Below are 14,880 nucleotides of genomic sequence, written 5' to 3' on the forward strand. Positions count from 1 at the left end.
AGGTGGCCCCGGAGCTCAGGCTCCGGGGCCACCTTCACGTTCAGGCCGCGTCCGACAGCTCGGCCGGCACCTCGGCCACCGGGCCGAGCACGGCGGTCAGTTCGGCCGCCAGCCGCTGGGTGTCCCGGGCGTGCCCGTGCGCGGCGACGTGCCCGTCGGGACGCACCAGGTAGAAGCCCGGCTGGCCGCAGCCGGTGTGCTTGGCGGCCCGGCTGCGCGGCAGGCGGACCACCCGCACCTGCGGGCGCTCGGCGGCCAGCCGCTCGACCTCGGCGAGCCACTTCGGGTCGCCGCCCGGCAGCACGGCCACCGTCCAGTTCAGCGGGTCGGTGCCCGGACCGGCCAGACCGGCCGCGATGGCCAGCGGACGGGGCAGCACCGCGCCGACCTTGAGGCCGCCGGGCAGCTGGGAGCGGACCTTGCACAGGGTCTGACCGGCCGGCAGCTGGGTCTCGCGGACCGGCGGGTAGGAGAGCCGGCGGCCCGCCATCACCGGACCGTAGAGCTTGGAGAAGATCCCGGAACGGTCGGCCACCTTGAACGCGGCGTCCCGGGCCAGCACCTTGGCGGGCGTCTTGGCCAGCCAGGCCCGGGTCTGGATGTCGGTGTCCCGGACCACCCGCTGGGCGACCGCGGAGCGCTCCGGCCCGTAGCTCAGCAGCAGGTCGCTGGGCGCCTCCCGGTGCAGCACCGCGGCCAGCTTCCAGGCCAGGTTGTGCGCGTCCTGCAGACCGGTGTTGAGGCCCTGGCCGCCGGCCGGGCTGTGCACGTGCGCGGCGTCGCCGATCAGGAAGACCCGGCCGAGCTGGAAGTCGCCGGCGTGCCGGGCGTGCACCCGGAAGACGGACTGCCAGACCGGCTCACCGATGGTGACGCCCTGCGGGCCGCGCTCGTCCACGATCTCCTGCATCCGCTCGACGCTGACCTGCTCGCCGGGGGCCAGGCTGGAGAAGAACCGGAAGACGCCGTCCGGCAGCGCCACGATCACCAACGCGCCCTTGGGGGACTGGTAGTAGAGCGCCTGGTCGGGCGGCAGCTCGCCCTCGATCTTGGCGTCCACCAGGGCGAACGCGGTCTCGTAGGTGCTGCCGTTGAAGCCGGTGCCGATCTGCCCGCGCACCGCGCTGCCGGCGCCGTCCGCGCCGATCACGAAGGGCACCCGGGTCCGCTCGATCCGACCGTCCGCGTGCTCCAGCACCGCGGTGACGCCGTCGGTGGCGTCGATCCGGCCGGAGAAGTCCATGCCGTCGAAGCAGAGCAGCCGGACCCCGCGCTCGACCTTGCCGCCCAGCTCGTGCAGCCGGTCCGCGATGACCCGCTCGGTGGAGCTCTGCGGCAGGCAGAGCGGGGCCAGGTCCTCGCCGAACTCGAAGGTGGCCAGCGGCTCCCGGTCGGAGAAGTAGCTGAAGGCGTTGATCTGCAGGGCGGCCTCGCGGGCCGCGCCCAGCACGCCCAGGTCCTCCAGCAGGTCCAGGGTGCGCGGCCACAGCAGCAGCGCCTTGGGGAACGGGCTGGCCTCCGGCGCCCGGTCGATGATCCGCACCCGCACGCCCCGGCGGAGCAGCTCGCAGGCCGCCATCATGCCGGTCGGGCCACCGCCGACGATCAGGACGTCGACGTCGGACTGGGTCTTCGATGCCTCGAACATGTGAGCTGACTCCTCGTCAGAACGGTTGGACTGATCAGTGGATGGCGGCGCCAAGGCAGCGCACGGCCCTGTCTGCTCTGCGATGCTCTGCAGATTGACGATGACTCTAAGATATCTTATGGTTCTAGTCATCTGACAAGTGCTCAGAAGATTGATGGAAGAGGAGAGTGGGATGAGCGTACTGACGCAGCAGCGCCGGGCGAACCCGCCCAAGGCGCGGCCCTCGGGTGGCCTGTCCACCCTGATCGCGGTGGCCCTGGCCAGCGTGATGCTGCCGCTCACGGTCACCGGACCCGCCGTGGCGCTGCCCAAGCTGGCCACCGATCTGGCGGCCGGTGTCGGGGCGGCCCAGTGGGTGCAGAACGCCTACGGTGTTACTTTCGCGGCATTCCTGCTGGCGGCCGGCGGCCTCGGCGACCGGTTCGGTCGCAAGCGGATCCTGGTCCTCGGCAGCTGGCTCTTCCTGGCGATGTCGCTGGTCTGCGGCCTGGTCTCGAACATCGTGCTGATCGACCTGGCCCGCGCGGTCCAGGGTGTCGGCGCGGCCGGCGTGCTCACCAGCGGTGCGGCGATCCTGGCCGCCTCGTTCGAAGGACACGCCCGCACCAAGGCTTTCGGGGTACTCGGTGCCTCTTTCGGTTTCGGCCTGGCGCTCGGCCCGCTGGTGGCGGGCGCACTGGTCGGCAGCATCGGCTGGCGCGCGGTCTTCCTGATGAACGTGGTGCTCGGCGTGGTCGTGCTGTCGCTGCTCCCCAAGGTCCGCGAGTCGCGTGACCCCAACCCCGGACGGGTCGACTGGGGCGGCCTGGTGACCTTCAGCGGCAGCCTCTTCCTGCTCGCCATGTTCTTCGTGCAGGGCCCCGAGCAGGGTTGGGCCAGCCCCACCGCGATCGGTTCGCTGATCGGCTTCGCCGTCTTCATGCTGCTCTTCGTGCTGGTCGAAGGGCGCGTCCAGCGCCCGATGTTCGACCTCTCGCTGTTCAAGCGGCCGACCTTCATCGTGGTGGTCTGCCAGCCCTTCACCATCACCTTCGGCTTCGTGGTGCTGCTGGTCTACCTGCCCCAGTACTTCCAGGGCGTCGGCTCGCTGAGCGCCACCGCCGCCGGTGCGGTGCTGCTGCCGCTGACCATCCCGGTGCTGGCGCTGCCGCTGGTCGCCGGACGGATCGCCACCCGGGTTCCGCTGCGGGTGATGCTCGCCGCCAGCTCGGCGCTGATCGCCGCCGGGTCGCTCTGGCTGGTCGTCCTGCAGCCCTCCTCCGGCCTGTCCGGACTGATCGGCCCGCTGGCCGTCTTCGGGATCGGTGTCGGCAGTGCCTTCGGTGTGATGGACAACGCCGCGGTCAGCGTGGTGCCGGTCGAGCGGGCCGGCGTGGCCTCCGGCATCTTCAACACCATGCGGATCACCGGCGAGTCGATCGCCATCGCCGGCGCCGGCGCCCTGCTGGCCAGCCTGGCCGGCAACCGACTGCACGGCGTGGTGCCGGGGCTGAGCCCTGCCCAGGAGCAGAAGCTGGCCGGTGACGCCGTCCAGGGACGACTGCGCGACTCGCTGGACGCGCTGCCTGCGGGCACCCGTGCGGCGGCCAACCAGGCGGTGGGGCACGCCCTGACCTCGTCCATGCACACCGCCTTCATCGTGCTGGCCGTGCTGGCGCTGATCGGCGCTGTGACCACCTACGCCGTGGTGCGCGACCGTGAGCTCGACCGCAGCTGAGCACCCCCGTGCGCCTCGGAGCGCGCGCTTCGGATCACGTTCTTTGGACACATCGCAGAACCCGCAAGGCACATACCGCAAAGCCCCGCACAGCAGTCCCGCTGTGCCACACTGGAGGAGTCAACAGGCCATGCAGAACCGGCAGTTGGGCAACAAGGGCGAAGAGGTCGGCGCGATCGGCCTGGGCTGCATGGGCATGAGCTTCGCCTACAGCCGGACCCGCCGGGACGACGCCGAGTCGATCCGAGTGATCAACCGGGCGATCGACCTGGGGGCCACCCTGATCGACACCGCTGATGTCTACGGCCCCCACACCAACGAGGAGCTGGTGGGCCGGGCGATCCGCGGCCGGCACGAGGAGATCGTGCTGGCCAGCAAGGCGGGACTGGTCATCCGGGACGGCGCCATCGTCCCGGACGGCCGCCCCGAGCACCTGCGCCAGGCCGCCGAGGACTCGCTGCGCCGGCTCGGCGTCGAGCGGATCGACCTCTACCAGCTCCACCGGGTCGACCCGGCCGTTCCGGTCGAGGAGTCCTGGGGCGTGCTGGCGGAGCTGGTCCAGCAGGGCAAGCTCGGCCGGATCGGCCTCTCCGAGGCCACCGTCGAGCAGCTGGCGGCGGCGCACCGGATCCACCCGGTCGCCACCGTCCAGAGCGAGCTCTCGCTCTGGAGCCAGGACCAGCTCGACCAGGTGGTCCCCTGGACCAAGGAGAACGGAGTCGGCTTCATCGCCTACTCGCCGCTCGGCCGGGCCTTCCTGACCGGGGCGATCAGCTCCTCCCGCCAGTTGGAGGACGACGACTGGCGGCGGCAGAACCCGCGCTTCCAGGCGGACGCCATCGAGGCCAACCAGAAGCTGGCCGACAGCGTCGCCGAGGTGGCCGCCCGCTACGGCGCCACCCCGTCCCAGGTCGCCCTGGCCTGGGTGCTGGCCCAGGGCGAGCACATCGTGCCGATCCCCGGCACCAAGCGGCTCGCCTACCTGGAGGAGAACGTCCGGGGCGCGGACCTCACGCTCTCGGCCGAGGACCTCGCACTGCTCAGCCGACTGGGCAACGAGGCCGTCGGAACCCGCTACTGAGCCACCGCCACCACGATGCACAGCGCCACCACGATGCACAGCGCCACCCGAACCATCAGCACCACGAACGGCAATGAGCGAACACCTACCCCTCACCTGATCAGAAACAGGAGCCCCTAGCCGTGACCACCACGACCCCGACCGCGACCGTCACCACCACCGCCACTGCCACCGAGCTGATCGAGCTGTCCGGGACCACCCTGGTGGCGCCCCGCCCCGGCGGCCCGCTGCCGCTCTCTTTCGCGGCCACCGTCAACCGGGCGCTGGTGCACCGGGACGCGCTGAGCGAGGTCTTCGTCACCGACCTGCGCGAGGCCGGCGACCTGGAGTACGCCGCCGCGGCCCAGCTGCCCCGCTCGCACGCCTACTACGGCGACCACCTGCTGCGGCCCGGCACCTACGACCCGGTGCTGCTGCTGGAGGTGGCCCGGCAGGTCACCCTGGCCGGTGCCCACGAGTTCTACGACGTGCCGGCCAACCACAAGTTCATCCTCACCTTCCTGCGCATCCACCTGCTCCGCCCGCAGCTGCTCACCATCGGCGACTCCCCGCTGAACATCTCGCTCCGGGTCAAGGTCACCGACCGCAAGGTGCGCAACGGCAGCGTCACCGGCCTCGACCACACCATCGAGCTGCTGGCGGACGGCACCCTGATCGGCTGGGCCGGCGTCGGCCTGCGCTTCCGTGACCCGCAGGGCTACCGCGACCTGCGGCTGACCAACCGCAGCGGCGCCCCGCTGCCGACCACCGCCGCGCTGCCCCCGCAGTCCGTGGAGACCGGCGGCCGCCTCGCCCTGCCGGTCGCGCCCCACCTGGTCGGCCGCGCCGACCCGAAGAACGTGGTGCTGCTCGAGCCGACCGCGGCCGAGGACGCCACCCGGGCCTCGCTGCGGATCCCCGCCGAGCACCCGAGCCTGTTCGACCACCCGCAGGACCACCTGCCCGGCATGGTGCTCGCCGAGGGTGCCCGCCAGCTGGCCCTGTTCACCGCGCTGGACAGCAAGGGTCTCTCCACCGCCAAGACCTTCCCGGTGGCGATCGAGGTCACCTTCAGCAAGTTCGGCGAGCTGGAGGCGGAGACCGTGCTCAGCGCCACCGTGGGCGAGGAGCGGGCCACCGGCCAGGACGAGGAGCAGGTCTACTACACGCTGGGCGGGACGGTGGACTTCGGCGAGGACGCCGAGCGCAGCGTCGTCACCCAGCTGCCGGTCCAGGTGGACGTGCGGCAGAACGACGAGTCGATCGCCAAGTTCACCATCGGCCTGGCCCGCGTCGCCGGCTGACGCCCGCTCAGGCTCCCCCACGCCTGAGCCCCGGTTCCTGAGGGCCCCGCACCTGAGGACCTGCACCCGAGGCCCCGCACCTGAGGACCTGCTTCCCCCACCACCGCTCCATGCCGTCACTGTCAGGCGGCCCCCGCCAGTCCGGGCACCGTCGCCCGGTCCCGGCCGGCGGCCGCCTGACGCACTCCCTGGAGGAGAGACCGATGCCCAGCACCGCAGCCGCCTTCTTCGACGTGGACGAGACGCTCGTCCGAGTGAAGAGCATGTTCCACTTCCTCGACTTCTACCTGAACCGCCGCGGTGAGCCCGAGGGCACCTACGACCGGCTGGTCGGCGAGCTGCGGGCGGCGGCCGAGCAGGGCGCCCCGCGCCAGGAGATCAACCGCGCCTACTACCGCCTCTACACCGGGGAGAGCGCCGAGAAGCTCGCGGCGGCCGGCGAGGCCTGGTTCGAGCAGACCGTCGAGCAGCGGCTCTTCGTCCCCGAGACGGTGGCGGCACTGGCCGAGCACCGCGCGAAGGGCGATGTCACGGTCCTGGTCTCCGGCTCCTTCTTCGCCTGCCTGGACCCGATTGCCGCGCAGCTGCGGGCCGACTGGGCCTTCGGCACCCGCCCGGTGATCCGGTCCGGCCGACTGACCGGCGAGGTGGTCACCCCGGTGATCGGGGAGACCAAGGGCCGGGTGGCCCGGGCGGCCGCCGCGGTGCGCGGCCTGGACCTGACCCGCAGCTCCGCCTACGGCGACCACGCCAGCGACCTGTCGCTGCTCTGCGCGGTGGGCGACCCCGTGGTGGTGGGCGAGGACCCGGTACTGGCCGCCCACGCCGAACTGGCCGGCTGGCGCCGGCTGCGGCTGGCCGAGCCGGTCAGCGCGAGCCTCTGAACCGTCCCGCTGCTTCTGCTCCGCTTGCTCCGCCCGCTTCACCTGCTCCGCCCGCTTCACCTGCTCCGCCTGCTTCACCCGTCCCGTTCAAACAGTCCGTTCAACCGTCCCAGGAGGGGAACATGTCGTCTTCCATCGGCATCGTGGGTACCGGCTCGTACGTGCCCGAGAACATCGTCAGCAACGAGGAGATCGCGGCCGGCGCGGGGGTGACCGCGGACTGGATACGGTCCAAGACCGGGATCAACCAGCGCCATCGCGCCGCCGACCACGAGGCCACCTCGGACCTGGCCGCCGAGGCCGCCCGGCGGGCGCTGCGGCAGGCCGGCCTGACGGCCGACCAGGTCTCCTTCATCGTGGTCGCCACCTCCACCCCCGACCACCCGCAGCCCGCCACCGCCAGCCTGGTGCAGAACCTGATCGGCGCCCACCGCGCGGCCGCCTTCGACCTCAACGCGGTGTGCAGCGGCTTCCTCTACGCCCTCACCGTCGGCACCCAGATGCTCAAGGCGGGCACCGACCCGGAGGCCCCCTACGGCCTGGTGATCGGGGCCGACATCTACTCCCGGATCCTGGACTACTCCGACCGCAAGACCGCCATCCTGTTCGGCGACGGCGCTGGCGCCGTGGTGCTCGGCCCGGTGCCGGCCGGCCTGGGCGTGGTGGAGACCGCGCTGATCGGCCGCGGCGACCAGCACCAGCTGATCGGCGTCTCGGCCGGCGGCAGCCGCAACCCCGCCACGGCCCGCACGGTGGCCGAGGGCGAGCACTTCTTCCGGATGGACGGCCGCGGGGTGCGCGGCTTCGTCCAGGAGGCCCTGCCCGCCGCGGTCGACGGTCTGCTGACCCGGGCCGGCCTGCCGGCCGAGCAGGTCAAGCACTTCGTGCCGCACCAGGCCAACGGCGTGATGCTGGGCGAGGTCTGGCCGGAGCTCGGGCTGGAGAACGCCCGGATGCACCTGACGGTGGACCAGCACGCCAACACCGGTGCGGCCTCAGTGGCGATCACCCTGGACGACATCCACCGTCAGGGCGCGCTGCGCCGCGGCGAGCTGGTGATGCTGGCCGGCTTCGGCGGCGGGATGAACATCGGCGCCGCGCTGCTGCGCTGGGCGCTGGACGTGCCGTCGACCGAGGTGGAGGAGGCCGAGCTGCTGCTGGAGCAGTCGGACGACACGCTGGCCGACTGGGAGCTGCTCGCGGGGGCCGCTTCCCGCTGACCACAACACCGCTGACCACAACACCGCTGACCACAACACCGCTGACCACAACACCGCTGGCCACAACACTGCTGGCCACAACACCGCTGACCAGAACACCGCCGTTGGAACACTTCGGGAAATGCTGAAGCGCCGGGCTGAGGGGTAGTCACCCTCAGCCCGGCGCTTCGCGTTGCGCGCACGACAGGCCGGGCCGGTCGGCTCGGCCCGCCAGTGCGGGCCCAGCCGACCTCCGCTGGCTCAGCCGACCTTCTCGGGCTTGGTCCGGCACTCGGAGAGTGCGGAGGTGCAGCGTGCCAGCAGGCTGACCAGCTGCTCCTTCTCCTCGTCGGTGAACTCGGCGTGCAGCGCGTCCTCGACGGTCGTCGCCTCGACATCCGCCTTGGCGAGCAGCGCCCGGCCGGCCCGGGTGAGGCGGGCCTCCAGGATGTGGCTGTGGATCGGGTGCGGCTTGCGCTCCACCAGGCCACGGCCCTCCAGGGTGCTGAGCACCGAGGACATGGTCTGCGGAGTCACCAGGCAGCGGCGGGCCAGCACCGCCCCCGACAGTCCGGGCTCCTCGAACAGCACCAGCAGCACGGTGTACTGCGGGGTGTTCAGCTTGAACTGGCGAAGCGACGCGTGCTTCGCCGCGATCAACTCTTGCTCGGCCCGCTTGAGGTGGTGTCCTAGTCGGCGGTCGATAGGCATTCCCATGCCTCCTTGTATATCAGGAGCCTTAGGCTTCTATGAAGCCTTCTGGTTGGAGAACCTTGCTTGAGAGGCCGATTGACCTCCCTTGACACCTGTACAACAACGGGACGACGTAGGGGTTTCCCGACTTCGGGGCGATCCCGGTTACGCTGCTCTCCCCGACTGACCAGAGAGGCCGCCGTGTTCGGAGTGACTGACATCACCACCTATGCGCTCGGAGCGCTGGTGATCGTTTTGCTGCCCGGTCCCAACTCGCTCTACGTCCTCTCGGTGGCCGCCCGCAAGGGCGTCCGCACCGGCTACCGAGCGGCCCTTGGTGTCTTCCTTGGCGACTTCACCCTGATCAGCCTCACCTCGCTGGGCGCCGCCTCGCTGCTCAAGGCCAACCCCGCCGTCTTCGCCGTCGTCCGCTTCGGCGGCGCCGGCTACCTGCTCTGGATCGGTTTCGGCATGCTCCGCTCGGCCCGCGCGCTCTGGCGCGAGCACCGGGCGACCGCGCAGCCGACGGCGGCCGGAGCCGAGGTCGAGGCCGGGCCGACCCAGGGGATCGAGCGCCCGTTCCGCCGGGCCCTGCTGATAAGCCTGCTCAACCCGAAGGCGATCCTCTTCCTGCTCTCCTTCTTCACCCAGTTCGTCGACCCGCACTACGGCGCCCCGGCGCTCAGCTTCGCCGTCCTCGGCGGCATCCTGCAGAGCCTGAGCATGCTCTACCTCTCCGTCCTGATCTTCGCCGGCACCACCCTGGCCGCCGCCTTCCGCCGCCGCAAGCGCCTCTCCGCCACCCTCACCAGCGGCGTAGCCCTGCTCTTCGCCGGCTTCGCCGCCAAGCTCGCCGCCGCCTCCGCCTGAGCCGGGTTACGAAGCACCCCCGGAACCTGTGTAGACTTGCCCGCGTTGCCGTCACCGCGGCAGCGGCGCCGCTTTAGCTCAGTTGGCCAGAGCAACGCACTCGTAATGCGTAGGTCTCGGGTTCGAATCCCGAAAGCGGCTCCATGATGAACCCCAGGTCGGGCCTCCGACCTGGGGTTTTTCGTTCTCTTGACGATGGGAGTCGCTCGAATCCGGCACTCCCGTGCCCCTGCGGCCGCGATTGTCCAGGGTGCGCTGTTCCCAGGTGAAGGTTGGGGTCATGAGCGACAGCACTCCCTTGGGAGACTTCCTCAGAGCACGGCGCGAAGCCCTCAAGCCGCAGGACGTCGGCCTGCCGGAGCACGGGCGCAGGCGGGTGCCGGGCCTGCGCCGCGAGGAGGTCGCCGTGCTCGCGGGCGTGAGCTCCGACTATTACATGCGTCTGGAACAGGGCCGGGAGACCGGGCCCTCGCCCCAGGTGATCGACGCGATCGCCGCCGCGCTCCAGCTCGACGACGAGGCGCACGACCACCTGCGCAGACTCACCCGTGCGACTCAGGAGCGCCGCAGTGTCCCCGCGGGTCACGACAGGGTCAGCCCCCAGCTTCTGCAGCTGATCGACAGCTGGCCCGACACCCCCGCCTTCATCCTGAGCCCGGCCCTGGACGTCCTGGCGTACAACGCGCTCGCCGCAGTCCTGCACAGCGGATTCCAGCGGTTCGACAACCTGGCCCGCATGGCCTTCCTGGACCCCGCCGGGCGTACCTTCTACCAGGACTGGGACAGGGCCGCGAACTCGTGCGCGGCCGAGCTGCGCGCGGCCTACGGATACACCCCCGACTCCCCGCGGATCACCGAAGTCGTCGACACGCTCCGCGCGAAGAGCCCCGAATTCGCCGAACTCCGGTCCCGCATCGGCCGAGGGGCACCCGTACACATGGTGCGGGAGGAATTCGGCCGGGCTCTCAGCGAGATCTGACGTCCTACAGATTCCGCGTGACCCGTCAGCCGCGCGACCGGCCTGGTCGTAGCGGCCGTTGGGATCAGGCAAGCCCGTGCACGATGGGGCAGACCGGCACCACCGTGGCGCTCGCCCCCACCTCCGACGCACAGATCGGCCTGGAGACCGCGATCCCCGCCGTCGACGAGGCCCTGTCCGTCGGCATCCGCCCCGGACTGAGCATCGACGTCGAAGTCGCCCTGGCCAGCGACATGTTCACCCAGATGCGGGCCCTGCACGCCATCCAGCGGATGCGCGCCGTCAACGCCGCCTACGGCACCGACCGGCAGCCCCACCGCATCACCACCCACGACGTCCTGGACTTCGCCACCCGCCAGGGCGCCCGCACCAACGGCCTGGCCGCCGTCACCGGCTCACTCACCCCGGGCAAGAAGGCCGACCTGCTCGTCATCCAGGCCGAGGACATCAACAACATGCCGCTCAACGACCCGATCGGCACCGTCGTCCTGGGCTCCGACGCCCGCAACATCAGCGCCGTCCTCGTCAACGGCGAGCCCCGCAAGTGGCACGGCAAGGTCCTCGACGTCGACCTGTCCGCCCTGCGCGGCGAGGTCCGGGCCTCGCGCGAGTACGTGCTGAACACCCCGGCAGCCGCCTGAGCATCCTCCTTCGGGGTCTCCTGCGGCCTGGGCCGCAGGAGTTGGGCAAGGACGCCTCGGCGCGGACGGGCATCGCAGGGTGGGCCATGTGCGGCGGTGTGCTCCTGGCAGTCTCTGCCAGTACACGCCAAGATGACGGATCGTCAATCGGAACCGGATGCCTTCACTCCTTCGAGTGGCTGGGTTCGATGTTGGTTGCCGCATCGTTTCGGATGCGATGTTCTCGGACTGCGAACTCGCGCCCCACCGCCTGCGTCATCTCCGCCAGGTCCCGGGCCATTTCCGCCTCGAGCCGATCTCCATGGGAGCCTTCCCACTGGATCGGGGCCACAGGTTCAGTGCGAACAGTGCAGCGCGAACAAGCCGGAGCGATCGATCCACCCGGGGCTGTCGTCAGGTACGAATGTGCCCCTGGCATGCCGGATACACCCCATACGCCCTACGCATCATGCGTTCTGTGACGGAAGGGTCCTTAAGTCATGGCCAATACCAGTGTGAAGAACGATGTGGGCCGAGCCTATCTCGGCGATGTGTTCATGCGTCACCCGCTGACCTCGCGGAATCAGGAGGAACTCGGCCTCGCCGCCAAGGCGGAAGCCATTCTGGCGCGGCAGCTGAATGCCCTGAAGCGGACCCCCGAGAAAGGGGGCGACCCGATCGCCCCGATCGGCTTCTGTCTGAACCAGGTGCGCTACGGCGGCTTTCCCGAAGCGGAGGTGACGGCCCAAGCCCGTGGGTGGCGCGCCTATATGAACGTGGGCGTGCCACTCGTCGAGGAGCTGAGCGACATCGAGCAGCCGCCCCCCGACCTGGTCTCCAAGCAGACGTACATCAACGGCACCGACCCGATCAAGGTGACCGCGACGGACACGGTGGAGTTCTCGATCTCCAACACCATCAGCTGGTCGCTGCAGGGCCAAGTGCAGCTCACCTTCGGGGCGAAGACCAGCGCGTCACTGCAGGAGCAGCTGCAGAAGAGCATGGCGATGAAGGGCTCGCAGAAGACCACCGTGCTCAACAGCAAGGACCGGCAGGGCGTGGACACGGAGTCCTTGACCGAATCGACCGGCACGACCACGGCCACGGGTACCGCCACCGGCACCGGGGAGCTCTGGGGGCAGCTGATGCTCGGGATCGCCGGCTCGGTCAGCGGCTCGGTGACCACGGAGTGGAAGCACACCTCCTCGCTCAGCGTGGAAGTCAGCAGCCGGGTGGACGTGTTGGCCACGGTCCGGCGCCAGGTGAGGCAGTTCGACTATGAACTCCCCATCACCTTCGGCGGTTACGTCGCGCTGTACTACCCCGAGCCGGTGGCGGTCAAGGAGACCCCGCCGCAGGCCAACAAACCGGGGTACGCCCAGGTGATCGCCTGGAAGCTCGGCGAGTCCGCCGACGACGGCAGCAACTTCGACATGGCCGACAAGGACCAGAACCGCAGGTTCATGCAGAAGGGGACGGCCGAGGTCGTCGCCGTCCGGGTCGGCGAGCACCGGGTGTTCCAGCCCGAGGCCCTGGACTACGCGGACCAGAAGCAGCCGTACTACAAGCGCTGAGGACTGGGAGGGGACAATCATGACGTTCAAGAACATCTTCGACAGCGGCGGCGACGAGGCCGATTCCGCCAAGCAGGCCGCCGACGCGCTCAACCAGGACACCCCGGGCACCGGGCCGATCTCGGGCCAGGTGCGCGACATGGAGAGCCAGCGGGACCCCTGGCTGGTGCGCCAGACCGCGCACGGGGCGCTCGATGTCATGGGCTTCCTCGGCCCCCTCTTCGAGAAGGTCCACAGCGCGTCCGCCGATCAGCTCACGGCCTCCCAGGACCCTGCGTCGACGACCGGCATGGCATCGTCCGCCATGAACAAGGCGTTCGGCACGATGAAGGTGGAGATCCGCCCCGAAGACCTGCCGAACGTCAGCACCGAACGGCCCAGCATGCTGCTCGCCACCGAGCTGGGGGCGTCCGAGGGCCTCGCGGTGGACCCCGCGCGGAGCACGGCGTACGTCGGAGACCAGGGCGGACAGAAACTGTCCGCGGTGGATCTCGCGACCGGCGCCAAGCGGGTGGTCGCGACCGGCCTGGGCGACATCCGCGACGTGGCGGTGGACGGCAACGGCACGGCCTACACCGCTGATTACGGCGGTGCGCGCCTGGTCGCGGTCGGCCTCGTCAGCGGCTCGTCCCCCCGCTCGGTCGCCACGGTCGCGGGCGCGTACGGCGTCGCGCTGGACGGGGCGGGCAAGGCGTACGTCGCCAACTGGGCCGGCGGGCAGCTGTTCGCGGTCGACCTGCAGACCGGGCAGTCGCAGATGATCACCGACGGCATGCCGTACGCCTCGGGAGTGGCGCTGGACGGCAACGGCAAGGTGTACGTCGGCCAGCGGGAGGGCGGGGCCCTGTACGAGGTCACCCTGGCCGACCGGACCAAGCGCGTGCTGACCACCCTGCCCGGCGCGTGCGCCACCCGGGTGGCGCTGGACGGTGCCGGCTACGCGTACGTCGTCGACAGCAGCGGCGGGCGCCTGTTCCTGGTGAGCCTGGCCGACGGTGCGCAGCGCGTGGTGGCCACCGGCCTCGGCAGCTCCTACGGCCTCGCGCTGGACCGCGGCAACGGCCGGATCTACGTCAGCAATCGGGAAGGCCAGCTGTGGCGGCTCTCACAGCGCGCAGCCGTGGCCCTTGGCGGCATCGGCAAGGTCGTCCCGTAGGCCGTCCGGTCAGAGGAGGGGGCTGAGTCCATGGCCAGTACCAGTGTGAAGAACGATGTGGGCCGCGCCTATCTCGGCGATGTGTTCATGCGTCACCCGCTCACTCCGCGGAATCAGGAGGAACTCGGCCTCGCCGCCAAGGCGGACGCCATTCTGGCGCGGCAGTTGAATGCCCTGAAGCGCACCACTGCGGAGGGAAAGGCGGTCGCCCCGATCGGGTTCTGTCTGAACCAGGTGCGCTACGGCGGCTTTCCCGAAGCGGAGGCGACGGCCCACGCGCGGGGGTGGCGCGCCTATATGAATGTGGGCGTGCCGCTCGTCGAGGAGCTGAGCGACATCGAGCAGCCGCCCGCCGACGTCATCTCCAAGCGGACGTACGTCAACGGCACCGACCCGATCAAGGTGACCGCGACGGACACGGTCGAGTTCGCGATCTCCAACACCATCAGCTGGTCGCTCCAAGGGGACGTGCAGCTCACCTTCGGGGCGGCCGCCGCCTCCTCGCTGGAGCAGCAACTCCAGAAGAGCATGGAGATGAAGACGTCCGGGACGACCACTGTGCTCAACAGCAAGGACGACCAGGGAGTCGACACGGCGTCCCAGACCGAATCGACCAGCACCACGACCGCCACTGGCACCGCCACCGGCACCGGGGAACTGTCGGGGCAGCTGATGCTCGGGGTCTCCGCCTCCATCGGCGGTTCCCTGACCACCGGGTGGAAGCACACCTCCTCGCTCAGCGTGGAAGTCAGCAGCCGGGTAGACGTGTTGGCGACGGTCCGGCGCCAGGTGAGGCAGTTCGACTTCGAATTCCCCGTCACCTTCGGCGGCTATGTCGCGCTGTACTACCCCGAGCCGGTGGCGGTCAAGGAGACCCCGCCGCAGGCCAACAATCCGGGGTACGCCCAGGTGATCGCCTGGAAGCTCGGCGAATCGGCGGACGACGGCAGCAACTTCGACATGGCCGACAAGGACCAGAACCGCAGGTTCATGCAGAGGGCGACGGCCGAGGTCGTCGCCGTCCGGGTCGGCGAGCACCGGGTGTTCCAGCCCGAGGAGCTCGACTACGCGGACCAGAAGCAGCCGTACTACAAGCGCTGACGCCCGCCGCCGCTGCGGCGGCGCACAAGCCAACGGAGGTCTGTGCCACCCTGAGCGGGCGTTCGGGCCGCTGGC

The 14,880-nt window shown here is 70.3% G+C and carries 12 protein-coding genes, 1 tRNA gene and 1 pseudogene; 12 read left to right on the forward strand and 2 right to left on the reverse strand.

Annotated elements, in window-relative coordinates; all coding sequences use genetic code 11:
• Window positions 1-40 precede the first annotated feature (40 nt).
• Window positions 41-1,648 (reverse strand): FAD-dependent monooxygenase, encoded by a 1,608-nt coding sequence (locus BR98_RS24800; RefSeq protein ID WP_051970176.1) that lies wholly within the window; start codon window positions 1,646-1,648, stop codon window positions 41-43.
• A 172-nt stretch (window positions 1,649-1,820) separates the two neighbouring features.
• Between BR98_RS24800 and BR98_RS24805 the strand changes: the two genes are divergently transcribed.
• From BR98_RS24805 to BR98_RS24825, 5 genes are all read left to right on the forward strand, one after another.
• Window positions 1,821-3,365 carry an MFS transporter gene (locus BR98_RS24805; RefSeq protein WP_051970177.1) on the forward strand — a complete coding sequence of 515 codons (1,545 nt, stop codon included), beginning with the start codon at window positions 1,821-1,823 and terminating at the stop codon, window positions 3,363-3,365.
• A 130-nt stretch (window positions 3,366-3,495) separates the two neighbouring features.
• Complete coding sequence (locus tag BR98_RS24810; RefSeq protein WP_035847644.1) at window positions 3,496-4,446, forward strand: aldo/keto reductase; 951 nt, start codon at window positions 3,496-3,498, stop codon at window positions 4,444-4,446.
• A 122-nt stretch (window positions 4,447-4,568) separates the two neighbouring features.
• A complete protein-coding gene (locus BR98_RS24815) occupies window positions 4,569-5,729 on the forward strand; it encodes a ScbA/BarX family gamma-butyrolactone biosynthesis protein (RefSeq protein WP_051970178.1) in 1,161 nt (386 codons plus the stop codon).
• A 203-nt stretch (window positions 5,730-5,932) separates the two neighbouring features.
• The gene (locus BR98_RS24820; protein ID WP_051970179.1) at window positions 5,933-6,613 is read left to right on the forward strand and encodes an HAD family hydrolase; all 681 of its coding nucleotides are present in this window, start codon (window positions 5,933-5,935) and stop codon (window positions 6,611-6,613) included.
• Window positions 6,614-6,735: 122 nt separating this feature from the next.
• Window positions 6,736-7,833: a 3-oxoacyl-ACP synthase III family protein gene (locus BR98_RS24825; RefSeq protein ID WP_063774840.1), complete on the forward strand. Its 1,098-nt coding sequence runs from the start codon at window positions 6,736-6,738 to the stop codon at window positions 7,831-7,833.
• Window positions 7,834-8,073: 240 nt separating this feature from the next.
• Here BR98_RS24825 and BR98_RS24830 read toward each other — a convergent pair whose 3' ends face one another.
• The gene (locus tag BR98_RS24830; RefSeq protein ID WP_063774841.1) at window positions 8,074-8,523 is read right to left on the reverse strand and encodes a MarR family winged helix-turn-helix transcriptional regulator; all 450 of its coding nucleotides are present in this window, start codon (window positions 8,521-8,523) and stop codon (window positions 8,074-8,076) included.
• Between the two features lie 183 nt (window positions 8,524-8,706).
• Here BR98_RS24830 and leuE point away from each other — a divergent pair, with 183 nt between their 5' ends.
• The 7 genes and pseudogenes from leuE (at window position 8,707) to BR98_RS24865 (ending at window position 14,805) form a co-directional block, all read left to right on the forward strand.
• Window positions 8,707-9,375, forward strand: a complete 669-nt coding sequence (gene leuE, locus BR98_RS24835; protein WP_035847648.1) for a leucine efflux protein LeuE — start codon at window positions 8,707-8,709, stop codon at window positions 9,373-9,375.
• A gap of 67 nt (window positions 9,376-9,442) precedes the next feature.
• Window positions 9,443-9,519 (forward strand) — tRNA-Thr (locus BR98_RS24840).
• A 136-nt stretch (window positions 9,520-9,655) separates the two neighbouring features.
• A complete protein-coding gene (locus BR98_RS24845) occupies window positions 9,656-10,354 on the forward strand; it encodes a helix-turn-helix transcriptional regulator (RefSeq protein ID WP_083976950.1) in 699 nt (232 codons plus the stop codon).
• An 83-nt stretch (window positions 10,355-10,437) separates the two neighbouring features.
• A pseudogene (locus BR98_RS24850) lies at window positions 10,438-10,995 on the forward strand (amidohydrolase family protein); the annotation flags it as partial.
• Between the two features lie 479 nt (window positions 10,996-11,474).
• Window positions 11,475-12,548 carry a hypothetical protein gene (locus BR98_RS24855; protein ID WP_035847652.1) on the forward strand — a complete coding sequence of 358 codons (1,074 nt, stop codon included), beginning with the start codon at window positions 11,475-11,477 and terminating at the stop codon, window positions 12,546-12,548.
• Window positions 12,549-12,567: 19 nt separating this feature from the next.
• Window positions 12,568-13,704: a Vgb family protein gene (locus tag BR98_RS24860; RefSeq protein WP_035847655.1), complete on the forward strand. Its 1,137-nt coding sequence runs from the start codon at window positions 12,568-12,570 to the stop codon at window positions 13,702-13,704.
• Window positions 13,705-13,734: 30 nt separating this feature from the next.
• Window positions 13,735-14,805, forward strand: coding sequence for a hypothetical protein (locus tag BR98_RS24865; protein WP_035847656.1), 1,071 nt, complete (start codon window positions 13,735-13,737; stop codon window positions 14,803-14,805).
• Window positions 14,806-14,880 lie beyond the last annotated feature (75 nt).

It is taken from the genome of Kitasatospora azatica KCTC 9699 (assembly GCF_000744785.1).
GTDB classification, from domain to species: Bacteria; Actinomycetota; Actinomycetes; order Streptomycetales; family Streptomycetaceae; genus Kitasatospora; species Kitasatospora azatica.